This window comes from Idiomarina sp., assembly GCF_019431395.1.
GTDB lineage: Bacteria > Pseudomonadota > Gammaproteobacteria > Enterobacterales > Alteromonadaceae > Idiomarina.
This window is the reverse complement of sequence record NZ_CP080268.1, coordinates 245,245-269,896: the sequence shown is the minus strand read 5'-3', so window position 1 is coordinate 269,896 and position 24,652 is coordinate 245,245. Positions and strand designations below refer to the sequence as shown.

General features: G+C 47.7%; 35 protein-coding genes. 9 read left to right on the top strand and 26 right to left on the bottom strand.

The genetic code is table 11. From position 1 onward, the window contains the following. Positions 1-23: 23 nt before the first annotated feature. Genes secY through rplN form a run of 11 tightly spaced genes read right to left on the bottom strand, consistent with a single transcriptional unit; the run spans position 24 to position 5,395 of the window. A complete protein-coding gene (secY, locus tag KZ771_RS01325) occupies positions 24-1,352 on the bottom strand; it encodes a preprotein translocase subunit SecY (RefSeq protein WP_290654131.1) in 1,329 nt (442 codons plus the stop codon). Positions 1,353-1,357: 5 nt separating this feature from the next. Then, on the bottom strand, positions 1,358-1,792 hold the full coding sequence (rplO, locus tag KZ771_RS01320) for a 50S ribosomal protein L15 (protein ID WP_133539641.1): 435 nt from the start codon (positions 1,790-1,792) through the stop codon (positions 1,358-1,360). A 3-nt stretch (positions 1,793-1,795) separates the two neighbouring features. Then, positions 1,796-1,978: a 50S ribosomal protein L30 gene (rpmD, locus tag KZ771_RS01315; protein ID WP_008488644.1), complete on the bottom strand. Its 183-nt coding sequence runs from the start codon at positions 1,976-1,978 to the stop codon at positions 1,796-1,798. A gap of 6 nt (positions 1,979-1,984) precedes the next feature. Further along, complete coding sequence (rpsE, locus tag KZ771_RS01310) at positions 1,985-2,485, bottom strand: 30S ribosomal protein S5 (protein WP_133539511.1); 501 nt, start codon at positions 2,483-2,485, stop codon at positions 1,985-1,987. Between the two features lie 9 nt (positions 2,486-2,494). Then, on the bottom strand, positions 2,495-2,848 hold the full coding sequence (gene rplR, locus KZ771_RS01305; protein WP_133539512.1) for a 50S ribosomal protein L18: 354 nt from the start codon (positions 2,846-2,848) through the stop codon (positions 2,495-2,497). A gap of 9 nt (positions 2,849-2,857) precedes the next feature. Beyond that, positions 2,858-3,391, bottom strand: a complete 534-nt coding sequence (gene rplF, locus KZ771_RS01300; protein ID WP_133539513.1) for a 50S ribosomal protein L6 — start codon at positions 3,389-3,391, stop codon at positions 2,858-2,860. A 14-nt stretch (positions 3,392-3,405) separates the two neighbouring features. Further along, on the bottom strand, positions 3,406-3,798 hold the full coding sequence (gene rpsH, locus KZ771_RS01295) for a 30S ribosomal protein S8 (protein WP_133539514.1): 393 nt from the start codon (positions 3,796-3,798) through the stop codon (positions 3,406-3,408). Positions 3,799-3,824: 26 nt separating this feature from the next. Beyond that, on the bottom strand, positions 3,825-4,130 hold the full coding sequence (gene rpsN, locus KZ771_RS01290; RefSeq protein ID WP_133539515.1) for a 30S ribosomal protein S14: 306 nt from the start codon (positions 4,128-4,130) through the stop codon (positions 3,825-3,827). 11 nt (positions 4,131-4,141) lie between these two features. Continuing rightward, on the bottom strand, positions 4,142-4,681 hold the full coding sequence (gene rplE, locus KZ771_RS01285) for a 50S ribosomal protein L5 (RefSeq protein WP_133539516.1): 540 nt from the start codon (positions 4,679-4,681) through the stop codon (positions 4,142-4,144). Between the two features lie 20 nt (positions 4,682-4,701). After that, entirely contained in the window at positions 4,702-5,016 is a 315-nt protein-coding gene (gene rplX / locus KZ771_RS01280; RefSeq protein ID WP_133539517.1) for a 50S ribosomal protein L24, read from the bottom strand. Positions 5,017-5,026: 10 nt separating this feature from the next. Then, positions 5,027-5,395, bottom strand: a complete 369-nt coding sequence (rplN, locus tag KZ771_RS01275; protein WP_006956444.1) for a 50S ribosomal protein L14 — start codon at positions 5,393-5,395, stop codon at positions 5,027-5,029. Positions 5,396-5,691: 296 nt separating this feature from the next. Between rplN and KZ771_RS01270 the strand changes: the two genes are divergently transcribed. The 6 genes from KZ771_RS01270 to KZ771_RS01245 are packed head-to-tail and all read left to right on the top strand — an operon-like array spanning position 5,692 to position 11,475. Then, a complete protein-coding gene (locus KZ771_RS01270) occupies positions 5,692-8,481 on the top strand; it encodes a monovalent cation/H+ antiporter subunit A (RefSeq protein ID WP_290654130.1) in 2,790 nt (929 codons plus the stop codon). Beyond that, positions 8,481-8,822 (top strand): Na+/H+ antiporter subunit C, encoded by a 342-nt coding sequence (locus KZ771_RS01265; RefSeq protein ID WP_133539519.1) that lies wholly within the window; start codon positions 8,481-8,483, stop codon positions 8,820-8,822. The genes KZ771_RS01270 and KZ771_RS01265 overlap by 1 nt, the downstream gene beginning before the upstream one ends. Further along, a complete protein-coding gene (locus KZ771_RS01260; protein WP_290654129.1) occupies positions 8,822-10,345 on the top strand; it encodes a monovalent cation/H+ antiporter subunit D in 1,524 nt (507 codons plus the stop codon). Before KZ771_RS01265 ends, KZ771_RS01260 begins: the two co-directional genes overlap by 1 nt. Beyond that, a complete protein-coding gene (locus KZ771_RS01255) occupies positions 10,338-10,826 on the top strand; it encodes a Na+/H+ antiporter subunit E (protein WP_133539521.1) in 489 nt (162 codons plus the stop codon). The genes KZ771_RS01260 and KZ771_RS01255 overlap by 8 nt, the downstream gene beginning before the upstream one ends. Further along, the gene (locus KZ771_RS01250; protein WP_133539522.1) at positions 10,820-11,089 is read left to right on the top strand and encodes a K+/H+ antiporter subunit F; all 270 of its coding nucleotides are present in this window, start codon (positions 10,820-10,822) and stop codon (positions 11,087-11,089) included. The genes KZ771_RS01255 and KZ771_RS01250 overlap by 7 nt, the downstream gene beginning before the upstream one ends. Positions 11,090-11,100: 11 nt before the next feature. Further along, the gene (locus KZ771_RS01245) at positions 11,101-11,475 is read left to right on the top strand and encodes a Na+/H+ antiporter subunit G (protein ID WP_290654128.1); all 375 of its coding nucleotides are present in this window, start codon (positions 11,101-11,103) and stop codon (positions 11,473-11,475) included. A 32-nt stretch (positions 11,476-11,507) separates the two neighbouring features. Here KZ771_RS01245 and KZ771_RS01240 read toward each other — a convergent pair whose 3' ends face one another. The 15 genes from KZ771_RS01240 to dusA form a co-directional block, all read right to left on the bottom strand. After that, positions 11,508-12,929, bottom strand: a complete 1,422-nt coding sequence (locus tag KZ771_RS01240; protein ID WP_290654127.1) for a carbohydrate porin — start codon at positions 12,927-12,929, stop codon at positions 11,508-11,510. Positions 12,930-13,089: 160 nt separating this feature from the next. Continuing rightward, the gene (gene rpsQ / locus KZ771_RS01235; RefSeq protein ID WP_133539525.1) at positions 13,090-13,353 is read right to left on the bottom strand and encodes a 30S ribosomal protein S17; all 264 of its coding nucleotides are present in this window, start codon (positions 13,351-13,353) and stop codon (positions 13,090-13,092) included. Next, positions 13,353-13,544, bottom strand: a complete 192-nt coding sequence (rpmC, locus tag KZ771_RS01230; protein WP_126785670.1) for a 50S ribosomal protein L29 — start codon at positions 13,542-13,544, stop codon at positions 13,353-13,355. Before rpmC ends, rpsQ begins: the two co-directional genes overlap by 1 nt. Continuing rightward, complete coding sequence (gene rplP, locus KZ771_RS01225) at positions 13,544-13,957, bottom strand: 50S ribosomal protein L16 (RefSeq protein WP_105306958.1); 414 nt, start codon at positions 13,955-13,957, stop codon at positions 13,544-13,546. The genes rpmC and rplP overlap by 1 nt, the downstream gene beginning before the upstream one ends. Before the next feature lie 12 nt (positions 13,958-13,969). After that, positions 13,970-14,650 carry a 30S ribosomal protein S3 gene (gene rpsC, locus KZ771_RS01220; RefSeq protein ID WP_133539526.1) on the bottom strand — a complete coding sequence of 227 codons (681 nt, stop codon included), beginning with the start codon at positions 14,648-14,650 and terminating at the stop codon, positions 13,970-13,972. A 10-nt stretch (positions 14,651-14,660) separates the two neighbouring features. Continuing rightward, positions 14,661-14,993: a 50S ribosomal protein L22 gene (rplV, locus tag KZ771_RS01215; RefSeq protein WP_053954203.1), complete on the bottom strand. Its 333-nt coding sequence runs from the start codon at positions 14,991-14,993 to the stop codon at positions 14,661-14,663. Between the two features lie 13 nt (positions 14,994-15,006). Then, a complete protein-coding gene (rpsS, locus tag KZ771_RS01210; RefSeq protein ID WP_133539527.1) occupies positions 15,007-15,285 on the bottom strand; it encodes a 30S ribosomal protein S19 in 279 nt (92 codons plus the stop codon). A 16-nt stretch (positions 15,286-15,301) separates the two neighbouring features. After that, the gene (gene rplB / locus KZ771_RS01205; RefSeq protein ID WP_290654126.1) at positions 15,302-16,126 is read right to left on the bottom strand and encodes a 50S ribosomal protein L2; all 825 of its coding nucleotides are present in this window, start codon (positions 16,124-16,126) and stop codon (positions 15,302-15,304) included. Positions 16,127-16,140: 14 nt separating this feature from the next. Continuing rightward, on the bottom strand, positions 16,141-16,443 hold the full coding sequence (gene rplW, locus KZ771_RS01200) for a 50S ribosomal protein L23 (RefSeq protein ID WP_105306961.1): 303 nt from the start codon (positions 16,441-16,443) through the stop codon (positions 16,141-16,143). Then, positions 16,440-17,045 carry a 50S ribosomal protein L4 gene (gene rplD / locus KZ771_RS01195; protein WP_133539529.1) on the bottom strand — a complete coding sequence of 202 codons (606 nt, stop codon included), beginning with the start codon at positions 17,043-17,045 and terminating at the stop codon, positions 16,440-16,442. The genes rplW and rplD overlap by 4 nt, the downstream gene beginning before the upstream one ends. Positions 17,046-17,063: 18 nt before the next feature. Further along, positions 17,064-17,702 (bottom strand): 50S ribosomal protein L3, encoded by a 639-nt coding sequence (rplC, locus tag KZ771_RS01190; protein ID WP_133539530.1) that lies wholly within the window; start codon positions 17,700-17,702, stop codon positions 17,064-17,066. 38 nt (positions 17,703-17,740) lie between these two features. Next, positions 17,741-18,052: a 30S ribosomal protein S10 gene (rpsJ, locus tag KZ771_RS01185; protein ID WP_008488677.1), complete on the bottom strand. Its 312-nt coding sequence runs from the start codon at positions 18,050-18,052 to the stop codon at positions 17,741-17,743. A gap of 274 nt (positions 18,053-18,326) precedes the next feature. Next, a complete protein-coding gene (locus KZ771_RS01180; RefSeq protein WP_290573785.1) occupies positions 18,327-19,523 on the bottom strand; it encodes a dipeptidase in 1,197 nt (398 codons plus the stop codon). A 198-nt stretch (positions 19,524-19,721) separates the two neighbouring features. Then, positions 19,722-19,988, bottom strand: a complete 267-nt coding sequence (locus tag KZ771_RS01175; protein ID WP_133539532.1) for a hypothetical protein — start codon at positions 19,986-19,988, stop codon at positions 19,722-19,724. A gap of 187 nt (positions 19,989-20,175) precedes the next feature. Beyond that, on the bottom strand, positions 20,176-21,171 hold the full coding sequence (dusA, locus tag KZ771_RS01170; RefSeq protein ID WP_290654125.1) for a tRNA dihydrouridine(20/20a) synthase DusA: 996 nt from the start codon (positions 21,169-21,171) through the stop codon (positions 20,176-20,178). A 143-nt stretch (positions 21,172-21,314) separates the two neighbouring features. Between dusA and zur the strand changes: the two genes are divergently transcribed. Genes zur through KZ771_RS01155 form a run of 3 tightly spaced genes read left to right on the top strand, consistent with a single transcriptional unit; the run spans position 21,315 to position 24,643 of the window. Then, complete coding sequence (gene zur, locus KZ771_RS01165) at positions 21,315-21,755, top strand: zinc uptake transcriptional repressor Zur (RefSeq protein ID WP_133539534.1); 441 nt, start codon at positions 21,315-21,317, stop codon at positions 21,753-21,755. A 55-nt stretch (positions 21,756-21,810) separates the two neighbouring features. Then, positions 21,811-24,150 carry a M1 family metallopeptidase gene (locus KZ771_RS01160; protein WP_133539535.1) on the top strand — a complete coding sequence of 780 codons (2,340 nt, stop codon included), beginning with the start codon at positions 21,811-21,813 and terminating at the stop codon, positions 24,148-24,150. Then, positions 24,113-24,643 (top strand): DUF6702 family protein, encoded by a 531-nt coding sequence (locus tag KZ771_RS01155; RefSeq protein ID WP_290654124.1) that lies wholly within the window; start codon positions 24,113-24,115, stop codon positions 24,641-24,643. The genes KZ771_RS01160 and KZ771_RS01155 overlap by 38 nt, the downstream gene beginning before the upstream one ends. Positions 24,644-24,652 lie beyond the last annotated feature (9 nt).

Genomic DNA, 24,652 nt, shown 5'->3' with positions numbered 1-24,652 from the left:
GCTACTCTCCGTTCTACCTAACCTTAGCGGCCGTAGCCTTTTAGGTTAGCTTTTTTCAGCACAGAGTCATATTGATGAGACATCATATGAGTCTGTACCTGTGCCATGAAGTCCATGATGACAACAACGATAATCAATAACGATGTACCGCCGAAGTAGAACTGCACGTTCCATGCAATCATCATAAACTCAGGAACCAAACAGACAAAGGTAATGTACAGTGCACCAGCTAAGGTTAACCGAGTCATGACTTTGTCAATGTACCGCGACGTTTGTTCACCTGGGCGTATGCCCGGGATGAAAGCGCCGGATTTCTTCAAATTATCTGCCGTCTCGCGAGGATTAAATACCAACGCGGTATAGAAGAAACAGAAGAAAATAATTGCAGCCGCGTATAATAGCACATAAAGCGGCTGACCTGGAGATAAAGTCATCGATACTTGTTGTAAAATATCGGCAACCATACCTTCACCCGACCCAAACCAGGTCGCAATGGTACCAGGAAACAAAATAATACTCGATGCGAAAATCGGCGGAATAACACCGGCCATGTTAACTTTCAATGGCAAGTGTGTACTTTGCGCTGCAAACACCTTACGACCCTGCTGCCGTTTTGCATAGTTAACAACGATACGACGTTGTCCACGCTCTACGAAAACTACGAAGTAAGTGACTGCTAACACAACCACACCGATTAACAACAGCAGCAGTAAGTGCAAGTCGCCTTGGCGTGCTTGCTCAAACGTCTGCCCAATTGCTGATGGTAAACCTGCAACAATACCCACGAAAATCAGGATAGAGATACCGTTACCAATACCACGCTCAGTAATCTGTTCGCCTAGCCACATCAGGAACATTGTCCCGGTGACTAAGCTCACTACAGCGGTAAAGTAAAAACCAAAGCCTGGATCAATAACAAGACCCGGCATTAGATTCGGTAAACCGGTAGCGATACCAACAGATTGGAAAGTCGCCAGTATTAAGGTACCCCAGCGCGTATACTGGTTGATCTTACGTCGCCCAGATTCGCCCTCTTTCTTAAGCTCGGCAAGGCGCGGATGAACCACGGTTGCCAACTGCATAATAATCGAGGCCGAGATATACGGCATGATACCTAGTGCAAATACCGACGCACGTTCCAAAGCACCACCGCTGAACATGTTAAACATGGCAACGATGGTATCTTTCTGTTGTTCGAACAACTGAGCTAAAACTGCGGCATCAATACCAGGAATAGGCACAAAGGAGCCCGCTCGGAAAACGATAATCGCTCCTAATACAAACAACAGGCGACGCTTGAGTTCCGACGTGCCACCTTGCGCTCGATTTGATTCCAATCCTGGTTTAGCCATGAGCTCTATCCTTCGATTTTGCCGCCAGCAGCTTCAATAGCTTCGCGAGCGCCTTTGGTGACTTTTAGACCATTAACGGTCACTTTGCGGCTGATTTCGCCAGACTTGATGACTTTAGCAGCCAACACGTTCTTGCGGATTAAACCAGCAGCTTTCAATGTTGCTAAATCAACAACATCACCCTCGACTTTCGCAATCTCTGCCAGGTTCAATTCTGCAGTGGTCATAGCCTTGCGAGAAGTGAAACCGAATTTTGGCAGACGACGCTGGATTGGCATTTGACCGCCTTCGAAACCTGGCTTAACGGAACCACCAGAGCGAGATTTCTGCCCTTTGTGACCGCGACCACCGGTTTTACCCAGACCTGATCCAATACCGCGCCCAACGCGCTTTTTGCTGCTTTTTGCACCAGGTGCAGGAGAAAGATTATTTAATTCCATCATTTATCCCTCCACCTTAACCATGTAATTTACTTGGTTCACCATACCGCGGACTGCAGCAGTGTCTTCCAACTCTACTGTGTGACCAATGCGGCGGAGACCTAAGCCACGTAGTGTAGCTTTATGCTTCGGTAAACGACCGATGCTGCTACGCGTCTGTGTTACTTTGATTGTCTTGTTCGCCATTGTTCACTACCCCAGTATTTCGTCAACGCGCAATCCACGCTTCGCCGCAACTTGCTCCGGCGACTTCATGTCGTTCAGTGCTTTGATAGTTGCACGAACCACGTTGATTGGGTTGGTTGAACCGTATGCTTTTGACAGCACGTTATGAACGCCTGCAACTTCCAGTACTGCACGCATCGCACCACCGGCGATGATACCTGTACCTTCAGAAGCAGGTTGCATGTATACCTGTGAACCTGAGTGACGACCCTTAACAGGGTGTTGCAAAGTTTCGCCTTTCAGCTGCACCGATACCATGTTACGGCGTGCTTTTTCCATAGCTTTTTGAATAGCTGCTGGAACTTCACGTGCTTTACCGTAACCGAAACCGACTTTACCTTTGCCATCGCCAACTACAGTCAGTGCGGTGAAGCTAAAGATACGACCACCTTTAACAACTTTCGCCACACGGTTGACCGTAATCAACTTCTCGATCAGTTCACCGTTTTGAGCTTCTGCATTTGCCATGTTCGTCTCCTAGAACTGAAGTCCAGCTTCGCGTGCAGCGTCTGCTAATGCAGCAACGCGGCCGTGGTATTTAAAACCACTGCGATCGAAAGTGACGCTTGTAACGCCCTTTTCTACCGCACGCTCAGCGATGATTTTGCCCACGACTTTAGCGGCATCAACGTTACCCGTTGCTTTCACTTGGTCGCGAACTGCCTTTTCAACCGTCGATGCGGCTGCCAGCACTTCAGAACCGTTTGGGGCGATCAACTGTGCGTAAATATGACGCGGTGTACGGTGTACAACCAGTCGATTTGCACCCAACGCTTTAATTTGTTTACGTGCGCGAGTAGCACGACGTAAGCGAGCTGCTTTCTTGTCCATCGTATTACCCTACTTTTTCTTGGCTTCTTTACGGCGCACTTGCTCGTCTGCATAGCGAACACCTTTGCCTTTATAAGGCTCTGGCTTACGGTATGCACGAATGTTAGCGGCAACTTGACCAACTAACTGCTTATCTGCGCCTTTAACGACAACCTCGGTTTGAGAAGGAGTTTCAATGGTGATTCCTTCAGGAATCTCGAACTCCACAGGGTGTGAAAAGCCCAACGTCAGGTTAAGTTTTTTACCTTGCGCTTGCGCACGGTAACCAACACCAATCAGTTGTAACTTACGTTCGAACCCTTTGGTTACTCCAACCACCATGTTTTGCAACAATGCACGCGCAGTACCTGCTTGCGCAGTAGCGTTAGCAACGCCATCACGCGGAACAGTACGCAGTTCGTTGTCTTCTTTTACCAATTCAACGGCATTATTGACTACGCGACTCAGTGAGCCTTGAGCACCTTTAACTGTTACTTCCTGGCCATTTAGCGCAATTTCAACGCCAGCAGGAATTTCAATAGGTGCTTTAGCAACACGTGACATTTCCTACCTCCTAATTACGCTACGTAACCGATGATTTCGCCACCAAGACCAGCTTGGCGAGCGGCACGATCGGTCATTAGGCCTTTCGATGTTGAAACAACAGCGATACCAAGACCACCCATCACGTTAGGCAGCTCGTTGCGCTTCTTATAGATGCGCAAACCAGGGCGACTAACGCGCTCGATTGATTCTATTACTGGCTTGCCTTCGAAATATTTCAATTCGATTTCAAGCTCAGGTTTTGCATTACTCTCGGCGTTAAAGCCAACAATGAAACCTTCTTGTTTAAGCACTTCGGCAATTGCCACTTTCTGCTTAGATGAAGGCATTTTCACTGTAACTTTATTAGCACCTTGAGCGTTGCGAATGCGTGTGAACATATCCGCAATTGGATCTTGCATGCTCATATTTGCTTTCTCCCGTGATTCGTGGCTTACCAGCTAGCTTTTTTCAAGCCAGGAATTTCACCGCGCATCGCCATCTCACGGACCTTAATACGGCTCATGCCGAATTTACGAAGGAAACCATGAGGACGACCAGTAATACGACAACGGTTACGTTGACGCGTCGGACTGGCATCACGTGGGAGCTGTTGCAATTTAAGAACTGCTTCCCAACGCTCTTCGTCTGATGCATTTACGTCATTAATGACCGCTTTCAGTGCGTTGCGTTTTTCTGCGTACTTAGAAGCGAGTTTTGCTCGCTTAACGTCACGCGCTTTCATTGACTGTTTTGCCATAACTCTACACCTTACTTTCTGAACGGGAAGTTAAAGGCAGCTAGCAAAGCACGAGCTTCGTCATCTGTGCCAGCATTTGTGGTAATGGTGATATCCAGACCACGTACCTTGTCGACTTTGTCATAGTCGATTTCCGGAAAGATGATCTGCTCACGAACACCCATGCTGTAGTTACCACGACCGTCAAACGATTTAGGGTTGAGGCCACGGAAGTCACGGATACGTGGGATTGCAATCGAGATTAAACGTTGCAAGAAGTCCCACATGCGCTCGCCGCGCAGAGTTACTTTACAGCCAATCGGGAAGCCTTCACGGATTTTGAAACCGGCGACAGACTTGCGTGCAACAGTACGGATTACCTTTTGACCAGAAATGGCCTCGAGGTCCGCAACTGCGTTATCAAGTACTTTTTTGTCAGCCAGAGCTTCACCAACACCCATATTCAGGGTGATTTTCTCAATCCGAGGGACTTGCATGACGCTGTTGTAGCTGAACTCTTTAACTAGTTCAGGAACTACCGATTCTTTGTAAAAATCATGCAGTTTCGCCATCGTAAAACTCCAAAATTGAATTAAATGATTGCGTTGTTCGACTTGAAGAAACGGACTTTTTTGCCGTCTTCAGTACGAAATCCAACACGATCTGCTTTACCTGTCTCTGGGTTAAGGATCGCTACGTTCGATACGTGGATAGGCGCTTCTGTTTCAACGATGCCGCCAGATTCACCAAGTGCCGGATTTGGCTTTTGGTGCTTCTTGACAACGTTGACGCCTTCTACGATCACGCGATCTTTATCGGTAAGAACTTTAAGAACTTTGCCTTGCTTGCCCTTGTCCTTACCTGCCAGGACGACTACTTCGTCATCACGTCTAATTTTTGCCGCCATAATGGACTCCTTATAGAACTTCTGGTGCCAGCGAGATAATTTTCATAAACTGCTCTGAACGCAGCTCACGAGTTACCGGCCCGAAGATACGAGTACCAATGGGCTGTTGGTTGTTGTTTAACAACACAGCCGCGTTGCGGTCAAAACGGATGACCGACCCGTCTTGACGACGGACGCCTTTTCTGGTGCGAACGACCACCGCATTAACAACATCACCTTTCTTCACCTTACCGCGCGGAATTGCTTCCTTGACAGTAACTTTGATGATATCGCCGATGTTTGCGTAACGGCGGTGCGAACCACCTAGAACCTTAATACATTGTACGCTGCGCGCGCCGGAGTTATCGGCAACGTCCAGGGTAGTTTGCATTTGGATCATTTCAGTGCCCCGCTTAGTTAAAAAAACAGACCCTCTCGGGTCGTGCTGCCTTTGGTTTTTCCCTTATAAAAAGGGCGGCGAATTGTAACAGATAAAAATACGATGTGGTAGGGCTATCTTACTTTTTTTCTCAACTGTCGGTGAAACGACATGTTTTTGCTGTCGGATTCAGTTGGCAGTAAACCGCTGGGATGGTAAATTCGTACTCAAGACAGTTAAATTTAAACAGATAAAGCGCCTAATAATCAATCACTGAGCTTTACCACTGGGAATGGCAACAGGAATTATAAGAGCCTATGAATTTACTCTTTATTATCATGGCGCCGCTTTTCGGAGCGTTGCTACCGTTATTGTTTAAACGTACTCCACGCGCAGTACAAACATTGATTACGTTGGCGGTGCCACTCAGCTGCATTGCCGTATTACTCAATTACGCTCCTGCCACTTTTGCCGGTGATGTGCCCAAACAGTTTGTCGAGTGGCTTCCTGCGCTGGGGCTTAACTTTGCCTTGCGTCTGGATGGACTGTCATTGTTGTTTGTGAGCCTCATCCTGGGGATTGGCGTGCTCATTATCGGTTATGCCCACTATTACTTGTCCAGTGACGATGACGAGGGGCGTTTCTACGCCTGTTTGTTGCTGTTTATGGCCTCTATGCTGGGTATCGTAATGGCAGACAACATTCTGCTAATGTGGGCCTTCTGGGAGCTAACCAGTATTTCGTCGTTCCTGTTAATTGGCTATTGGTTCCATAGCAGTGATGCACGCCGTGGTGCACGGATGGCATTAGCCACTACCGGTGCAGGCGGTTTGGCGCTACTGGCCGGGCTATTGCTGATTGGTAATATTGCCGGTAGCTATCAGTTTGATGCGGTTCTGGCCGCAGCCGATACCATCAAAAACCACGATTACTATGCTACGGCTTTAGTACTGGTATTACTGGGGGCGTTTACCAAATCCGCACAGTTCCCGTTCCAGTTTTGGTTACCTCATGCCATGGCAGCCCCAACACCAGTAAGTGCTTACTTGCACTCAGCTACGATGGTCAAAGCCGGTATTTTTCTGCTTGCCCGGTTCCATCCGGTTTTAGGTGGTACCGAGATGTGGCTAACTATCGTTACTGTGGTTGGCTTAATAACCATGTTAGTGGGTGCCTACTTTGCGCTACTAAAGCACGACCTAAAAGGGTTACTAGCTTTCTCGACTGTTAGTCATCTGGGCTTAATTTGTATGTTGCTTGGCATCGGTACAGAGGGAGCCATTGTTGCCGCGCTGTTCCACATTATTAACCATGCCTGTTTTAAAGCCGCGTTGTTTATGACCGCAGGTATCATTGACCACGAGAGCGGCACACGTGACATGCGCAAGCTACAGGGACTAATGGGATTAATGCCCTTGACCGCGACACTGGCTATGGTTGTCGCCGCCTCAATGGCTGGGATACCGCCATTTAACGGCTTTATGTCTAAAGAGTTGTTCCTGGTTCAGGCTGTGCAGCAACACTTGTTTGGTGGTTTGTCATGGTTTGTGCCTATTTTGGCTACCGTTGGCGCGGCACTATCGGTGGCGTATTCGATTCGCTTTATTCATGACGTGTTTTTTAATGGTGACTATAAAGAATTACCGAAGAAGCCCCACGACCCGCCACGCATGATGTCGGCACCCGTCGCTATTCTGGCTATTATGTGTATAGCCATTGGTCTTGCGCCCATGACCATGGTGTCCGGCATATTAGACGTCGCAGCCAGCTCGGTAACCAATGCCAGTACAACGGTTAAGTTGTCCTTGTGGCACGGTTTTAATTTACCGCTACTGATGAGTTTTGTCGCGGTCGTTGCCGGCATCTTAATTTATGCCGCGCGGGATCAATTATTTACCTTTAACCGACAGTTTGATGGCCAGGATGCAAAACATAATTTCGAACGTATCGTACAACGCATCAGCGACCGCGCAGCACAGTTGTTTGATCGGCTTGATACTGGCTCCCTGCAACGTTACGTCGCTTTTGTGCTGATCAGCGTTATCGTCATCATGTTGCCGTCATTAATTGACCTTAGTGCCATTACCGGCGGAAAACCACAGCAACCTATTGATGTCGTATCGATGGTTGGCGCCATCGTACTAATTGCTGCCGCATTTGCGACCGCAACCCTACACCGTAACCGGTTTGTGATGTTGATGATGCTGTCTGTCGTTGGCCTGATGGTATCGCTAGCGTTTGCTCATTTCTCAGCTCCTGATTTGGCCATGACACAGTTAGTGGTCGAGGTCGTCAGTATTGTTTTGATGATTTTGGCACTCTTCTTTATGCCACAAAAAACTGCGCGGGCATCGAGCGGGCATCGGGTATTCCGGGATATTATTATTGCCAGCTTTATAGGTGGGATCGTGGCAACCCTCAACTTTGCCATTTTAACCTCACCCGCCGAGTCCATCTCTGACTTCTTTATTGCCAATGCCAAAACCGGCGGTGGTGGCACGAACGTGGTCAACATCATACTGGTCGACTTTCGTGGCTTTGACACGCTCGGCGAGATCACTGTGTTGGCGATTGCCGCTGCGGGTATTCATAAACTGCTGAATAAACTGAAGCCGTTTATGCCATCCAGCGATGTTGACGGGCGCCCATGGCACCGCATTAAACACCCGTTAATGCTAACTAACGTGGCTAATTTGGTATTACCGATGGCAATGATGGTTGCGGTTTATATTTTCTTACGCGGCCATAACTTACCAGGCGGGGGCTTTATCGCCGGGCTTATCGCCGCCTCCGCTATGATCTTGCAATACATCGCCAATGGCGTCGACTGGGTTAAAGGGCGCTTTAACGTTAACTACCAGTCGTTAATGTCCATTGGGGTGATGATTGCCGCGCTGACCGGCCTGGGTAGCTGGCTATTTAGCAAGCCATTTTTAACCAGTTGGTTCACTTACCTAAAATGGCCCGTGGTTGGGAAGTGGGAGTTCGCGACCGCGCTACTCTTTGATCTCGGTGTGTTCCTAACCGTTATCGGCGCGACCATGATGATTCTCAGTAACTTTGGCAAGATGACCACTCGCCACCGTCCAACGTACGAGGGCAATTAATGGAAACACTCTATTCAGTCACTGTCGGTATATTGACCGCGTGTAGCATCTTTTTAATTCTCCGTGGCCGTTCATTCCCGGTTGTGGTGGGTATTACTATGCTTTCTTATGCAGTTAATCTGTTTCTGTTTTCGACCGGACGCCTGACTATCGATGGCGCGCCCATACTCGGAACGCAAGACAGCTACGCCGACCCGCTGCCTCAGGCATTGGTGTTAACGGCTATAGTTATCGGTTTTGCGATGACGGCGTACTCGATTATTCTTGCCGTGCGCACCCGTGGCGAAGTCGGCACCGACGAAGTCAGTGATTCAGATAGTTCGTCGGAGGGTAAACGCTGATGTTGCAACAACACCTTGCTATATTACCCATTCTGATTCCGTTATTTGCTGCATTATTGCAGTTATTACCCTGGGGCAACCGACCGCAGCCTAAGCGCCGTGCCATCGGCCTATTGGCCAGTATTTTAACGCTAATTGCTGCGGTTGCACTGTTAGTCGAAGTACAGCAACAAGACATGCTGGTGTACTTATTGGGCAACTGGGATGCTCCCTTTGGCATCGTACTGATGGTAGACCGTCTCAGCGCGCTAATGATGCTGATAACCGCAGTGTTAGCTCTACCAGTATTGATTTATGGTTGTTACGCAGAAGATAACCTCGGGTCGCACTTTCAGGCGCTTTATCAATTCCAGATTATGGGCATCATGGGTGCCTTTGCCACTGGCGATATCTTCAACCTGTTCGTGTTCTTCGAGGTATTACTTATTTCGTCGTATGCCTTGATGATGCATGGTGGCGGTAAATTCCGCGTGCGCGCAACGCTGCATTATGTGCTACTTAATCTATTAGGTTCAGCACTATTTTTAATTAGCATCGGAGTACTCTACGGCGTAACCGGCACACTCAATATGGCAGATATGGCGGTGAAAATTCAGTCACTGACCGGCGACCAGGCAATGTTAGCTAAAGCGGGCTCGTTAATGCTGCTAATTGTCTTCGGCCTGAAAGCCGCAATACTGCCACTGCATTTTTGGTTACCACAGGCATACTCAACAACCACAGGCGTGGTCGCGGCATTATTCGCCATCATGACAAAGGTTGGCGTGTACTCAATTATCCGCGTTTACTCGCTAATATTTGGCCCTGACGCTAATGAATTAGCGTTGGTTGCTCATGACTGGCTATGGATTATGGGCTTGTTGACATTAGTTGCCGGTGCTATCGGTATACTTGCAGCGCGCGATCTACGACTGATGGTGGCTTATTTAGTCGTTATCTCGGTGGGCTCGCTGGTGGCGGCCTTCAGTCTGTCATCAGCAGCCTCTACCGGCGCCACGCTATTTTATCTAATTCATTCCACTTTTATTACGGCAGCACTGTTTTTACTCGCCGACCTGATGGCCTTTGAACGGGGTAAGACAGCCTCCCGTATCGTCTCGGGTAAGAAAATGGCAAACCATTCGACCTATGCGACATTCTTTTTGATCGGCGCGATTGCCATTATTGGGCTACCACCACTCTCAGGGTTCGTATCTAAATTGATGATACTTGAATCCGCTGCTGCCAATGGCCATAACTTCTGGCTTTGGGGCGCGATTATCGGCGCTACTTTCGTCATGCTGGTAGCAGTCACGCGTGCGGGTAGCAAAATGATTTGGCATACCCTATCCGGCAAAGCATCTGAGCAGTCGGCGCCGCTGGGTAAACGAATAGCACTGGCTTCGTTATTATCACTGACCTTATTAATCAGTATTTTTGCCAACCCTATCCGTCAATATACCGATGCGGTTGCTGATCAGTTAACTGACGTCGATAGTTATCCGGTTCATGTGTTAAAACGCGCGGGAGGTGAACATGAATAAGCTGATGCCCGCCCCACTACTCAGCGCATTCTTATTACTGATATGGTTGTTGTTATTTAACTCTCTCAGCGCCGGTGTAGTGCTATTGGGCGTAGTCTTCTCTTTGTTAATACCGATACTGTTACGTCCGGCCTGGCCTCATTTTGCAGAGGTTAAAAAACCGCATTTAGCCGTAATTTACTTCTTTATCCTGCTGTTTGATATCGTTGTCGCCAACTTTAAAGTCGCAGCCCTTATTTTAGGTAGTCGCAAAAGCATCAAGCCGGCCTTTTTTGTTTACCCGTTAGACATGAAAGAAGAACTGCCGGTTACCATCCTTGCCAGTACTATAACCCTCACACCAGGTACAGTATCTTGTGAAATAACACGAGGCAGGAAGGGCATTCTGATCCATGCGTTTTCGGAAGACGATCCAGAGCAAGTGATCAATACGATCCGTCACCGATACGAGCGCCGTCTAAAGGAGATATTTGAATGCTAGGTACTATTTTGCAAATTGCATTTTTGTTGTTCAGCCTATCGATATTAATGAACCTTTGGCGGCTGGTTAAGGGGCCCGATTTGCCCGACCGGATACTGGCATTGGATACTATTTATATCAATTCGCTGGCACTGCTTTTACTACTGGGCATGTTCCAAAATACACAAACTTACTTTGAGGCCGCATTGCTGATTGCAATGTTTGGTTTCGTTGGCACCATTGCTGCCGGTAAGTTCTTGTTACGTGGCGACCTCATCGAGTAAGGAAGTTAATTATGGAAACGCTTAATGCACTACCCGTGTGGAGCCAATGGCTTATTGGCTTTTTTATCCTGTTAGGATCTGTGTTTGCCTTTATCGGTTCGCTGGGCTTGGCGCTTTTACCTGATTTTTTTACCCGTTTACATGCGCCGACAAAAAACACCACGCTGGGTATCGGCGGTATCGTCATTGCTTCGATTATCGCAACATCGGTGCAAGGCTCCGTCACCCTGAGTGAACTTCTTATTGCCATATTTTTATTCCTTACTGCACCCATTAGTGCACACATCATGGCAAAGGCAGCGCTACATACCGAGTTAAAGATGTTCTCTCGCACCCGGGATTTTCGCCAGGAGGGTGATGCTTACGAACATGAAAAAGCCGACTGAATGTCGGCTTTTTTTAACGTAGTTGAGTTGCTTTAGAAGTAGTAACCGAAGTTAATATTAAAGCGGTCATTAACCTCACCACCATCAGTAGCAATGTTACCGCCAACAAACGGCTGGTTTTTCGCTCTCACGTAATCGACATAGGTATAAAACCCGCCACCTGCAGCTACGGCTACACCGAGAACATTCATCCAGGTGTCGTCCTGATAGCCGGCTTTGTCGGTAATGATACTGTGGTCATTGTAGAAGGTTAAACTGGTAATTGGACCGATATCGGTAGGTAGCGTGTAAGCAACGTTACCGGTGTATATTTTCGCCTCGGTCGGAATTGCGTCATAGTAGGCATAAGCCCCCATATACACACCGCGGTTTTCTACTTCCAGGTCATACTCGTAATCAGCATACTGTAATTGAACGTTCCACGGACCGTTGTTGTAGTTCGCGTGTGCGCCCCATGCAAAACGGTTGCCTACGTTCTGATCATTGTATTGCGAGTATGCTTCAAATCCCTCTGCGGCAGTACCGGAATAGAAATTATTGCCCTGCGCTGACAAACCAACTTCCAGGTTGTGGTCATCGGTGAAGTGGAATACCCGTGCACCCCGAACGGCATAGCTGTTGCTCTCACCGATAGCAAGACCCGGCGTGTCATAAGCACCCTGACCTGGTAGCCGTATACCAACGCTGTCGTAGTTATAACGCGCGGTGCGATCGCTGGTTGACCCGTCTACACCCCCCTGTTCGTCCGACTTATGGTAAGCAATGTCAAACTGCCAGTCGTCGTCGCGATAGAGTAAGCGAATACCGTTGTCGTGTTCATCTTCTAAACCAACATAAAAGGTCGAGTTAAAGAAGTAGCTGTGTGAGTTGTATGGCAAGTTACCAAAGGGTACTTTGACCACACCTACCTGGCCCTGCCAATTTTCAGTGAAGTTATAGCCGAACCAAGCATGTTTAACCGAATCCATATAATGGAACCAACGATACTCAGCTGACAGGATCACGTCGCCAATTTCGCCGTCAAAGTTAAGACGGAAGATATCGAAGTCCAGGTCACCCGTGCGATTTTCGTTACCTTGGTTGTAGTTATTGTACTCATACTGAAAACGTACCGCACCGTGCACCTTTATTGGCCAGTTCTCATTTTCTTCAGTTTTGTCTTCAAGTTTCGCCAAACGAGCCTGAACACCGGAGTCAGCGCTGTTTTCGCGTATTGACTGACGTTGTTTGCTATCCGTTTGTTTATATTCTTTGCGCGTCACCATTTGCTCATGACGCTCCTGCATTTTTTCCTTCTGCGCTTCTTGCTCTGCTAGGCGCTGCTCAAGTTCAGCAAGTTTCTGTTTTAGCATCTCGATCTGGGTTTGCACGCTTTGATCATCTTGCGGCGCCGCAGAGGCGAGAATTGGGGATGCAGCGAACACCGACGCTGCGAGTATCCATCCTTTTGCCATAAATAGCTCCTTAGTTTGGCGAGACGTAGCGACCATTATAACAATCGCTTACTTCGAAATTTTAGTATAACTCGCTGACTAATACCGATATTTATATTATTTAGATCAAAAAAAAGGCCTCCGCAAGGAGGCCTTTTTGTTATTTAGTCGTTATCTGCGTTTAGACAACAGTAGCTTGCTCAACAACTTCAACCAGTGTCCAAGACTTATTCTTAGACAATGGACGTGATTCGCGAACAATCACGATATCGCCCATTTTGCACTGATTGTCTTCGTCGTGTGCGTGTACTTTAGTTGTACGCGAGATGTATTTACCGTAGACCGGGTGCTTAACACGGCGCTCTACAGCTACAGTGATGGTCTTATCCATCTTATCGCTGACAACTTTGCCTTGCAGTGTACGAATACGTTTATCTTGAGACATTACGCACCTGCCTTATCGTTCAAGATGGTTTTAATACGCGCGATATCGCGACGTACTTGCTTCATCATGTGAGTCTGATTCAGCTGACCAGTTGCCGCTTGCATGCGCAGATTAAACTGCTCACGACGCAAGTTCAGCAATTCTTCTTGCAGCTGCTCAACGGTTTTTTCTTTCAGTTCACTTGCTTTCATCACATTACCGTCCGAGTCACAAAAGTGGTTTTGAATGGCAACTTACGAGCCGCAAGGCGGAACGCTTCACGTGCCAGTTCTTCAGAAACACCGTCCATTTCGTACAGTACGCGACCTGGCTGAATCTGAGCAACCCAGTATTCGACGTTACCTTTACCTTTACCCATACGAACTTCTAAAGGCTTTTTGGTAATTGGTTTGTCTGGGAATACACGGATCCAGATTTTACCTTGACGCTTAACGTGACGAGTCATTGCACGACGGCCGGCTTCGATTTGACGCGCGGTCATACGACCACGGTCAGTCGCTTTTAAACCAAAGGTTCCGAAGCTGACTTTGTTACCAGACTGCGCCAGACCACGGTTACGGCCTGTGTGAACCTTACGGAATTTAGTACGCTTAGGTTGTAACATTATCGTCTCTCCTTACTTACGGTTTTTGCCGCGCTTAGGAGCTGGTTTTTCTTCTGTTGGCAAGCCACCAAGAACTTCGCCACGGAAAATCCAGACCTTAACACCGATGATACCGTAAGTGGTGTTCGCTTCTGACGTCGAGTAATCGATGTCTGCACGCAGTGTGTGCAAAGGTACACGACCTTCACGATACCACTCTGTACGTGCGATTTCAGCACCGCCCAAACGGCCGCTAACTTCTACCTTGATACCCTTGGCACCAAGACGAATAGCGTTTTGAACAGCACGTTTCATCGCACGACGGAACATCACACGACGCTCCAACTGACCCGAGATGTTGTCAGCAACAAGCTGAGAATCCAGCTCAGGCTTACGTACTTCAGAAATATTGATTTGCGACGGCGCGCCAGTCAATTTCTGAACCTGCTTGCGCAGCTTTTCTACGTCTTCGCCTTTTTTACCGATAACAACACCTGGACGTGCAGTGTGAATAGTCACACGAACACTTTTCGCAGGACGCTCGATAACGATACGAGACACTGATGCATTGCGCAGTTCTTTAGTCAGGAACTTACGTACCTGATGATCACTGTGCAGGTTATCAGCGAATTCGTTTGTATTCGCATACCAGGTTGCATTCCATGGTCTGGAGATACCTAGGCGAATACCATTAGGATGTACTTTCTGACCCATAATTTATCTCCTAGCTATCCGACACGACCACAGTAATGTGGCTGGTGCGCTTAAAGATACGATCGGCACGGCCTTTCGCACGTGGCTTGATACGCTTCATTGTAGGACCTTCGTCTAAGAAGATCTTAGCAACTTTCAGCTCATCAATGTCCGCACCTTCGTTGTGTTCCGCGTTAGCGATAGCTGATTCAAGAACTTTCTTGATCAAGCCAGCTGCTGCTTTAGGGCTGTACGCAAGGATGTCCAGCGCTTTTTCTACTGGCAAACCGCGAATTTGGTCAGCAACCAAACGGCCCTTTTGAGCAGAAACGCGGGCAAATTGGTGTTTAGCAATTGCTTCCATCACTTTCTACCTCTTACCGTTTCTTCGCTTTCTTATCAGCAGCATGGCCGCGATAAGTACGGGTTGGTGCGAATTCACCCAGCTTATGACCGATCATTTCGTCTGAAACGAAAACTGGAACGTGCTGACGACCATTGTGTACAGCAATCGTCAAGCCGATCATATCTGGCGTAATCATTGAACGACGGGACCAAGTTTTAATTGGCTTTTTATCCCCGGCTTCCAACGCTTTCTCCACCTTATTTAGCAGGTGAAGGTCAATAAATGGACCTTTTTTAAGAGAACGTGGCATGTTATATCCTCAACTCTTATTTGTTGCGACGGCGTACGATGAATTTATCGGTACGCTTGTTCTTACGGGTTTTATAGCCCTTGGTCGGCGTGCCCCAAGGTGTCACTGGGTGACGACCACCAGAGGTACGGCCTTCACCACCACCGTGCGGGTGATCAACCGGGTTCATCGCCACACCGCGAACGGTAGGACGAACACCGCGCCAACGTTTGGCACCAGCTTTACCCAATTGTTGTAGCATATGCTCAGCATTGCCCACTTCGCCGATAGTTGCACGACCTTCAGACTGTACGCGACGCATCTCGCCAGAACGTAAGCGGATGGTGACATAAGCACCGTCACGCGCAACGATCTGTGCGTAAGCACCTGCAGAGCGTGCTAACTGAGCACCTTTGCCAGGTTGCATTTCGATGGCGTGTACAACACTACCTACCGGAATGTTACGCATTGGTAATGCGTTACCCGGTTTGATTGGCGCATCAGAACCTGATTGTACGCGGTCACCCACGTTCAAGTTCTTAGGAGCCAACATGTAGCGACGCTCACCGTCTGCGTACAATATCAGAGCGATGTTCGCTGAACGGTTTGGATCGTATTCGATACGCTCAACCTTTCCAGGAATACCGTCTTTATTGCGTTTAAAGTCGATAATACGGTAGTGGTGCTTGTGACCGCCGCCGATATGGCGAACCGTAATACGACCGTTGTTGTTACGACCACCTGACTTGCTGTTTTTTTCCAGCAATGGTGCGTAAGGCTTGCCTTTATACAGTTCCTGACCAACGACTTTAATCTTGTGGCGTTGACCCGGAGACGTAGGCTTACTTTTAACTACAGCCATGATTATTCCTCCTGTTACTCAGCGCCGCCAACGAAGTCGATGTCAGCACCCTCTTTCAGGGCTACATACGCTTTTTTCCAATCGTTACGTTTACCGAAACGGAAACCGGTACGCTTGGTTTTACCCTTCACGTTAACAGTGCGTACGTTCTTAACTTCAACTTCAAAAAGTTTTTCGACAGCCGCTTTAATTTCGGATTTAGTTGCATCTTTTGCGACCTTGAAAACAACCGTGTTGTTGCCTTCAGCCGTCATGGTGCTTTTTTCCGAAACGTGAGGTGCTAGGATCACATTAAGCAAACGTTCTTCGCGCATCATGATAACACCTCCTCAAGCTGCTTGACTGCGTCGGCAGTCATCAGGACGTTTTCGAAAGCGATTAAGCTAACAGGGTCGATACCTTGAACGTCGCGTACATCAACTTTATGCAAGTTGCGTGACGCCAGGAACAAGTTCTCGTCCACGTCTTTAGTCACAATCAAAACGTCATTCAGGTTCAAACCTTTCAGTTTTTCAACCAGTTGCTTAGTCTTCGGTGCTTCAACACTGAAGTTTTCAACAACGGTTAAACGATCCTGACGAATCAATTCAGACACGATGCTTTTAATTGCACCGCGATACATTTTCTTATTTACCTTTTGGGCGTGACTTTGCGGTTTAGCCGCGAAAGTTGCACCACCCGAGCGCCAGATCGGACTGCGGATAGTACCCGCACGAGCACGACCGGTGCCTTTTTGACGCCATGGCTTCTTGCCGCCGCCAGCTACTTCAGAACGAGTCTTCTGTGCTTTTGTACCCTGACGAGCACCGGCTGCGTACGCTACAACTACCTGGTGGACAAGTGCTTCGTTGTACTCACGTCCAAAGGTAGCTTCGGAAACCTCAAGAGCGCCTTTTGCGTCTTTCAATGTTAATTCCATCACCATTCTCCTCAGACGTTACGCCTTGACCGCAGGTTTAACGATAACATCACTGCCGGTAGCACCAGGGACCGCACCTTTGATCAACAACAAGTTGCGTTCTGCATCTACACGGACCAACTCAAGTGATTGAGTGGTGACGCGTTCGTTACCCATTTGACCAGCCATTTTTTTGCCTTTAAATACTTTACCAGGCGACTGGTTTTGACCGATTGAACCCGGTGCACGGTGTGATAATGAGTTACCGTGGGTAGCGTCCTGAGTACGGAAGTTCCAGCGCTTCACGGTACCGGCAAAGCCTTTACCTTTAGAAGTACCAGTAACGTCCACTTTTTTAGTTTCTGCAAAAACTTCTACAGTCAGTTCAGAACCCACTGCATAATCTTCGCCTTCGCCATTTTCAAGGCGGAATTCCCAAAGACCGCGACCAGCCTCTGTACCAGCTTTAGCAAAATGACCTGCTAAAGGCTTGGTGACACGACTCGCTTTCTTCTCGCCTGTGGTCACTTGAAGCGCGCGATAACCGTCTGTGTCTTCAGATTTAACCTGAGTCACACGGTTCGCCAACACTTCGATCACAGTAACAGGAACAGAAGCGCCGTCTTCCTGGAAGACACGCGTCATTCCTACTTTACGACCGACTAGACCTATAGCCATTGTTAAAACCTCTCGTGTGTAATCCTATTACTGCCCACTTAACCCAAGCTGATCTGTACATCAACGCCAGCTGCCAAATCTAAACGCATCAATGCGTCAACAGTTTTGTCAGTTGGGTCCATGATATCGATCAGACGCTTGTGGGTGCGGATTTCGTACTGGTCACGCGCATCTTTGTTTACGTGTGGAGAAATCAGCACGGTGAAGCGTTCTTTCCGTGTTGGCAGTGGAATTGGACCACGTACCTGAGCACCAGTGCGTTTTGCAGTTTCTACGATCTCTGCAGTTGACTGGTCGATCAGACGGTGATCGAACGCTTTCAAACGAATCCGAATTCTTTGATTAGCCATAAAAAATCAAAGCCTCAATTAAAGAGCATTTAAAAAAGAGCACAGACAAACGCAAACCTCCCTGGCACATACCGGGGGTGCGAATATCTCTACATCAACCATTCAATCCCCTATCGGGACTGCTGTGGAACACCAAACATATAAACCTTGCGGCTTAGGGAAAATTGATGTGGTCGCGAATTATACACCTTCGCGACCGTATGTCAACATTTAGCAATATGTAGGTTGCGCCTATGGCGCGACTTCTTGGTAGAACTTGCGCTAAAAGCGCAAGTTACTTGGCGTGATCCAGAACCTGCTGCCAAACGCGGGTAAAGTTACCACCCAGAATCATTTCAATTTCTTTTTCGGAGTAGTCACGGTCTAACAGACCCTGAACTAAATTAGGATAAGTAGAGACATCTTTTAGGCCAACCGGCAGTGAGTCACCAACGCCATCATAATCTGAGCCAATACCAATATGCTCAACACCAATTAATTCTTTGACGTGGTCGATGTGGTCCAATACCTGTTCCAGCGTCGCGTAGGGGTATGGATTATTTGCTTCGATTTCAGCAACACGGCGCTTCGCTTCATCGCTGTCCTCGCCAAACTGCTGGTAAACGGCTTGAATCCGTTTTTTCATCATATCGCGGTAACGATTGGCTTGTTGCGCAACAAACGACGAACCGAAATTAATTTGTACTACACCGCCATTTTCAGCCAGTTTTTTGAGCATATCGTCGCTCATATTGCGTTCAAAGCCCGGAGTAAAGCTACGTAACGACGAATGCGAGGCTATAACCGGCGCTTCAGTCGTTTCGATAACGTCGTAAAAGGCTTCGTCGGAGATATGTGATACATCGATCATCATGCCAATATCGTTACACGCTTTGACCAGTTCAAAGCCAAACTCGCTAAGCCCATCCCATTGCTTGCGGATGTCATAGGACGAGTCAGAGATATGATTGGTTTGTGAGTGAGCAAACGAAATATATCGTACGCCACGCTCATAGAACATTTCCAGGTTGTCGAGATCGCCCTCCATTGGGGTTCCGTTTTCCATACCCATAGCGATAGACATCAGTCCATTATTCATATTTTCGCGCGCTTCAGCGGGCGAATAGGCAAGTGCAAATTTATCCGGTGCACGGCCCACCAATGCTTCCATACTATCAATCAAGTCATGAGCTAACTCAATACTGCCACCGGTTTGCTCATATTCGGCCGGGATATAAATAGCCATAAAGGGTACGTTCAGACCGCCCTCTACTGCACGGGGGTAGTCAAAGTCGCCGCTTTCTGTGGCAACAGTTACATCTTCCCAGCTATTATGAATTCGATAGGGCACATCAATATGGGTATCGGCGATAAGATATTTTTTTGCCAGTTGTTTTGCTTTGTCGCTCGCCTGGTATTCCTGTGCGCCGGCCATAGTAGCCGCTACACTCATTACCGCCAGCACTGACGCTTTTATCGTTGTTTTTAACATGCTTAATCCTCGGTAATACAATAAACTGTTTTCTGGATTAGGCAGGTTAACAAATCTTCAACTGTGACGCACTATAGATGCGCTGAATGCGATAAAAGCGCCGATTACTAACGTCCCTATTACCAGGGTTCCAACGACCGGCGCGACTAACCAGGCAAGCCACCATTCATTAATAAACATGGTTAACCTCACGCACGTTTATTGAGTTTTTGGCTGGTTTTGCTTTTCTTCGGCCGGCTCGTTAGCCGCAACTGCCTGGTCGCTTTCTGAGGCAAGTAATTCATCACCCCATACGGTTAACGTTTCAATCACCGTGGCTTTGGTTGCGTTAAACAATTCAACCGATACGTTTGCAACTTGCTCGCTAATAAAAGAGGTAGCTTCTTGCTCCGCTTGCTGTGCAGACGCTGCACTGGATACCATAAGTGCTGTAGCTGCCACTGAAGTTAAGATGACTTTTTTCATGATGTTCTCCTTTGTATTCTTGTTTGTGTTCGACTCAATAGTTAAGTCGTAGTTACTAATACAAAGGTTGTGCCAACTTCTATTTGTTTACTAACACCATGATTTTATTGGTTTTTTTATTTATATCCTAAAACACAGGCGAATGCCGCCATTGACTACCAAATAATTAATTAGCTAATTTAACCAACTAACTGGTCAAATCCGCTAACGTCTCTTCAGGGTTAAGCCTAAACGCCAGTGCACCTTCTATTAATGCGCTCCCGTCTTTGGCTCGAGGACCTTTTATACTCAAATATTGCCGCCATTTTTTACCACCCGGCTGGCCCTGGAATAGCCCCAGCATATGGCGCACCACGTGCCACGCCCGGCCACCTTGGCTTATATGTGCATTCACGTAGGTAATCATTTGCCTGGCAACCTGTTCGCGGTCGAACCCCGGCCGCTCCTCGCTCTCAATACCAGCTAACTCAGTGAGTATCCAGGGATTTTGGTATGCTTCACGACCAATCATTACCGAATCCACGTGTTCAAGGTGCGCCAACACCTCAGCCTTGCTTTTTACACCGCCATTGATACTAATGGGTGTATCGATATAACGTTGCTTAGCCTGATAAACACGCTGATATTGAAGTGGCGGTATCTCGCGATTTTCTTTTGGGCTCAAACCACTCAGCCAGGCTTTTCGGGCATGCAGCGTCAACTGGTCAACACCGGCATCCACCACGGCATCTAAAAATTGATACAAAAATTCGTCTGAATCCTGTTCATCAATACCAAGCCGCGTTTTAACGGTGACCGGTATATCCACCACCCGCTTCATAGCCCTGACACAATCAGCTACGGATTCGGGCTGCGCCATCAAGCAAGCGCCAAAACTACCATTTTGAACCCGATCGGACGGACAACCGACATTAATGTTTACCTCATCGTAACCCCGTTGCTGAGCCTGCTCGGCGCAGCGTGCCATAGCCTCAGGTTCACTGCCGCCAAGCTGCAAGGCGACCGGATGCTCGGCGTCGTTATAAGCCAGGAAATCCTGTTGACCGAATAAAATTGCGCCAGTGGTTACCATTTCCGTATAAAGTAAGGTTTTAGGAGTCAATAGCCGATGAAAATATCGACAATGACGATCGGTCCAATCCAGCATCGGGGCCACTGAGATTTTGTAGGGATAGCTAGGCATACGTTAGGCAAATCACTTGATAACAGAATTAATCCGCATTATACCGTAACAACAGGCATATCTCACCACCTACCCGTGCAAAACGGTTGCCTCTGATTTAAAAGGCATTACAATGAGGTTTCAGCATTAATACTGTGTAAACTATGACCAAGTCAGAAACCGAGCGCCTTGTTCGCAAGGCTGAAAAACTTTGTCAGGCGCGTGGCGCCCGTATGACATCGACGCGTAAAGAAGTATTTGCCATTCTCGCCCAGCAGGATGGTTCAATTGGTGCTTATGATCTGCTCGATCAATTAAAAATTATCGTGCCAAATGCCAAACCACCTACTATTTACCGCGCATTGGATTTTTTACAAGAGCAAGGCTTTGTCCACAAAATCACTTCATCGAATAGTTTTGTACTTTGCTCGCATTTTGATCACCACCACCCGGTGCAAATGTTAATCTGTGAATCATGCGGAAACGTCCAGGAGATCCAATCTGACGGCGTTTACGAAGAGCTTCAGCATCAAGCTGAAGGACAAGGTTTTTTGGTACAAGAACAAACTATAGAGGCACACGGGCTTTGCGCTAAGTGCCACTAACAGTATCATTATTTAAGACTTTCCTTATAACAATACAAAATAGATAGGCCTTCCTATGAAGTTAAATTACCTGTTGGGTATTACGATTGCAGGGTTAGGATTTTCCACGCTTGCCAGTGGTCAGGCGTTTGATGATAAATTTCGTCAGTTAAACGACGATAAATTTCGTACCCCTAACGTTTACCGTACAGCATCCGGCGCTCCGGGCCACCAATACTGGCAGCAAGAGGTTGACTACGATATTCGCGTAACACTGAATGACGATAATCAAAGCGTCAGCGCGCGTAGCACCATTACCTATACCAATAACTCACCGGATACCCTGCGTTATTTGTGGGTGCAGTTAGACCAAAACCGGTTCAAAAAGGATTCAATTGGTCCCAAAACCCGCGCTACCTCAGCAGATAGCCTTGAACGGGTGAGCTTTTCTCGTATGGAAAGCATGTTAACCCAGGAAGAGTTTCCGGCTGGTTACACTATTACCGATGTCAGCGATACCCGCGGCGAGCCGATGGATTACACCATCAATGACACCATGATGCGTATTGATTTAGATGAAGCACTGGCATCGGGTGAAAGCGTTACTTTTAACATCGGCTGGCAGAACAACATTATCGAAGCTGATGTACTAGGTGGCCGTGGTGGTTACGAGTACTTCGAGGACGATGGTAACTATCTGTATGAAATGGCGCAGTGGTTCCCGCGTATGGCAGCCTACTATGATGTAGAAGGCTGGCAGAATAAGCAGTTTATCGGCAACGGTGAATTTGCCCTGGAGTTTGGCGATTACACTGTTGCGATTACGGTACCAGCCGATCATATCGTGGCCTCAACCGGCGAGCTACAAAATGCCGAAGAGGTGTTAACTGACGAACAATTAGATCGTCTAGAGCAAGCTAAATCATCTGACCAACCAGTTAAAATCGTGACTCAGGACGAAGCGCTGGAAAACGAAAAAGAAGGCACTGACGAAACCAAAACCTGGGTTTTTAAAGCCGATAAAGTTCGTGATTTTGCCTGGGCATCATCGCGTAAGTTTATCTGGGATGCGCAGCGCTATCAAAAGGGTGACACCGACGTTATGGCAATGTCGTTTTACCCGGAAGAAGGCAACCCGCTATGGGAGCGTTATTCAACGGCGTCAATTATTCACACCATTGACGTATATAACGACTACAGCTTTGACTACCCCTACCCTGTTGCGATTTCAGTAAATGGTCCGGTCGGTGGTATGGAATACCCTATGATCACCTTTAACGGTCCGCGTCCATATCTGGACGAAGAAAGTGGTGAGAAGTATTACTCTAAGCGCACTAAATACGGCCTGATTACCGTCATCATCCACGAAATCGGTCATATTTACTTCCCCATGATCGTCAACTCCGACGAACGCCAGTGGACCTGGATGGACGAGGGTATCAACACCTACCTACAGTTCTTAGCGGAACAAGAATGGGAGCCCGACTATCCATCCTGGCGTGGCGATGCACGTAATATCGTGACCTATATGGCTAGTGATAACCAAATGCCGATTATGACTAACTCAGAATCTATTCTGCAGTTTGGTAATAACGCTTATGGTAAACCAGCGACAGCATTGAATATTCTGCGCGAAACTATCGTGGGTCGTGAATTATTTGACTTTGCCTTCCGTGAATACGCTAATCGCTGGAAGTTTAAACGACCGACTCCAGAAGACCTTTTCCGCACCTTAGAAGACGCCAGTGGCGTTGATCTTGACTGGTTCTTCCGTGGTTGGTTCTACACCACAGACCATGTCGACATCAGCCTGGATCAGGTCAATTTGCTGACCGTCAGCACCCAGGACCCAGAGGTAGAGGCGGCATGGCGTAAGCAGGTTGATGAACAGGACCCGGAAACCATTACCGCGGTTCGTAATCAAGACGTAATGTATAAAATCCACCAACAAGAACAGTTGCAGGACTTTTATAACGAGCATGACGAATACACGGTTACTAATGCTGATCGCAACAAATACAAGACCTTGCTGGATGGTCTTAATGAAGAACAAAAAGCAATGCTTGATAACGGCAGTAACTTTTATGTCTTAGACTTCAGTAATCTTGGCGGTCTGGTCATGCCTATTCTGCTTGATCTCCACTACCAAGACGGTAGTAAAGAACACGTCCGTATTCCGGCAGAAATCTGGCGTCGCTCGCCGCAGCAGGTCAGTAAATTGCTGATTCGCGACAAAACCATCGCAGAAATCGTGCTCGACCCATACTGGGAAACCGCTGATGTTGATACTACCAACAACTATTGGCCAGCCCGTCCGGTGCCATCACGTATCGAACTATTTAAACGTGGTGATCGCGACAACAGCATGATGGAAGATTATGATGCAGAACTTAAAACAGACGACGATGAAGAATAAATTAGCCGTCTTTTTTACTGCATTATTGTCACTTGCGCTGCTACCTCAGGTAGCAGCGCACAAGTATTTTTTTGGGCTGACTGAAGTCAGTTATAACCCCCGCACCCAACATGTCGAGGTTGTTCATCAATACACTCTGCATGACGTGCAACGGGCGTTACAGAAGCAGTACGGTGATGACTTCACGCTCGACAACCCTAACGCAGAAGCGCAAATAATGCGCTGGCTTGAAAACCAATTCGCCCTGTTTGACAGTAATGACAATAAAGTAAAGCTTAACTGGATTGGCTTTGAAGCTGACTTCCAGAATATTTGGCTTTACCAGGAAGTTGATATTGCCCCGACCGATTTTTGTAATTGGCGGGTGAGTAACAATATATTGATGCGCGAATTTGCTCCACAGGTGAATACCGTTAACTTTGTAACCGATAACGGCACTGATGGCGTTACCTTGACTCGCGAAAACTATACAAAAGCGGTAAACTGCCAATAAATACTTGCA

Bases quoted from the DNA above. Each gene is read 5' to 3' on its own strand.
- secY (WP_290654131.1), bottom strand. From the start codon at position 1,352: ATGGCTAAACCAGGATTGGAATCAAATCGAGCGCAAGGTGGCACGTCG.
- rplO (WP_133539641.1), bottom strand. From the start codon at position 1,792: ATGGAATTAAATAATCTTTCTCCTGCACCTGGTGCAAAAAGCAGCAAA.
- rpmD (WP_008488644.1), bottom strand. From the start codon at position 1,978: ATGGCGAACAAGACAATCAAAGTAACACAGACGCGTAGCAGCATCGGT.
- rpsE (WP_133539511.1), bottom strand. From the start codon at position 2,485: ATGGCAAATGCAGAAGCTCAAAACGGTGAACTGATCGAGAAGTTGATT.
- rplR (WP_133539512.1), bottom strand. From the start codon at position 2,848: ATGGACAAGAAAGCAGCTCGCTTACGTCGTGCTACTCGCGCACGTAAA.
- rplF (WP_133539513.1), bottom strand. From the start codon at position 3,391: ATGTCACGTGTTGCTAAAGCACCTATTGAAATTCCTGCTGGCGTTGAA.
- rpsH (WP_133539514.1), bottom strand. From the start codon at position 3,798: ATGAGCATGCAAGATCCAATTGCGGATATGTTCACACGCATTCGCAAC.
- rpsN (WP_133539515.1), bottom strand. From the start codon at position 4,130: ATGGCAAAACAGTCAATGAAAGCGCGTGACGTTAAGCGAGCAAAACTC.
- rplE (WP_133539516.1), bottom strand. From the start codon at position 4,681: ATGGCGAAACTGCATGATTTTTACAAAGAATCGGTAGTTCCTGAACTA.
- rplX (WP_133539517.1), bottom strand. From the start codon at position 5,016: ATGGCGGCAAAAATTAGACGTGATGACGAAGTAGTCGTCCTGGCAGGT.
- rplN (WP_006956444.1), bottom strand. From the start codon at position 5,395: ATGATCCAAATGCAAACTACCCTGGACGTTGCCGATAACTCCGGCGCG.
- KZ771_RS01270 (WP_290654130.1), top strand. From the start codon at position 5,692: ATGAATTTACTCTTTATTATCATGGCGCCGCTTTTCGGAGCGTTGCTA.
- KZ771_RS01265 (WP_133539519.1), top strand. From the start codon at position 8,481: ATGGAAACACTCTATTCAGTCACTGTCGGTATATTGACCGCGTGTAGC.
- KZ771_RS01260 (WP_290654129.1), top strand. From the start codon at position 8,822: ATGTTGCAACAACACCTTGCTATATTACCCATTCTGATTCCGTTATTT.
- KZ771_RS01255 (WP_133539521.1), top strand. From the start codon at position 10,338: ATGAATAAGCTGATGCCCGCCCCACTACTCAGCGCATTCTTATTACTG.
- KZ771_RS01250 (WP_133539522.1), top strand. From the start codon at position 10,820: ATGCTAGGTACTATTTTGCAAATTGCATTTTTGTTGTTCAGCCTATCG.
- KZ771_RS01245 (WP_290654128.1), top strand. From the start codon at position 11,101: ATGGAAACGCTTAATGCACTACCCGTGTGGAGCCAATGGCTTATTGGC.
- KZ771_RS01240 (WP_290654127.1), bottom strand. From the start codon at position 12,929: ATGGCAAAAGGATGGATACTCGCAGCGTCGGTGTTCGCTGCATCCCCA.
- rpsQ (WP_133539525.1), bottom strand. From the start codon at position 13,353: ATGTCTCAAGATAAACGTATTCGTACACTGCAAGGCAAAGTTGTCAGC.
- rpmC (WP_126785670.1), bottom strand. From the start codon at position 13,544: ATGAAAGCAAGTGAACTGAAAGAAAAAACCGTTGAGCAGCTGCAAGAA.
- rplP (WP_105306958.1), bottom strand. From the start codon at position 13,957: ATGTTACAACCTAAGCGTACTAAATTCCGTAAGGTTCACACAGGCCGT.
- rpsC (WP_133539526.1), bottom strand. From the start codon at position 14,650: ATGGGTCAGAAAGTACATCCTAATGGTATTCGCCTAGGTATCTCCAGA.
- rplV (WP_053954203.1), bottom strand. From the start codon at position 14,993: ATGGAAGCAATTGCTAAACACCAATTTGCCCGCGTTTCTGCTCAAAAG.
- rpsS (WP_133539527.1), bottom strand. From the start codon at position 15,285: ATGCCACGTTCTCTTAAAAAAGGTCCATTTATTGACCTTCACCTGCTA.
- rplB (WP_290654126.1), bottom strand. From the start codon at position 16,126: ATGGCTGTAGTTAAAAGTAAGCCTACGTCTCCGGGTCAACGCCACAAG.
- rplW (WP_105306961.1), bottom strand. From the start codon at position 16,443: ATGATGCGCGAAGAACGTTTGCTTAATGTGATCCTAGCACCTCACGTT.
- rplD (WP_133539529.1), bottom strand. From the start codon at position 17,045: ATGGAATTAACATTGAAAGACGCAAAAGGCGCTCTTGAGGTTTCCGAA.
- rplC (WP_133539530.1), bottom strand. From the start codon at position 17,702: ATGGCTATAGGTCTAGTCGGTCGTAAAGTAGGAATGACGCGTGTCTTC.
- rpsJ (WP_008488677.1), bottom strand. From the start codon at position 18,052: ATGGCTAATCAAAGAATTCGGATTCGTTTGAAAGCGTTCGATCACCGT.
- KZ771_RS01180 (WP_290573785.1), bottom strand. From the start codon at position 19,523: ATGTTAAAAACAACGATAAAAGCGTCAGTGCTGGCGGTAATGAGTGTA.
- KZ771_RS01175 (WP_133539532.1), bottom strand. From the start codon at position 19,988: ATGAAAAAAGTCATCTTAACTTCAGTGGCAGCTACAGCACTTATGGTA.
- dusA (WP_290654125.1), bottom strand. From the start codon at position 21,171: ATGCCTAGCTATCCCTACAAAATCTCAGTGGCCCCGATGCTGGATTGG.
- zur (WP_133539534.1), top strand. From the start codon at position 21,315: ATGACCAAGTCAGAAACCGAGCGCCTTGTTCGCAAGGCTGAAAAACTT.
- KZ771_RS01160 (WP_133539535.1), top strand. From the start codon at position 21,811: ATGAAGTTAAATTACCTGTTGGGTATTACGATTGCAGGGTTAGGATTT.
- KZ771_RS01155 (WP_290654124.1), top strand. From the start codon at position 24,113: ATGATGCAGAACTTAAAACAGACGACGATGAAGAATAAATTAGCCGTC.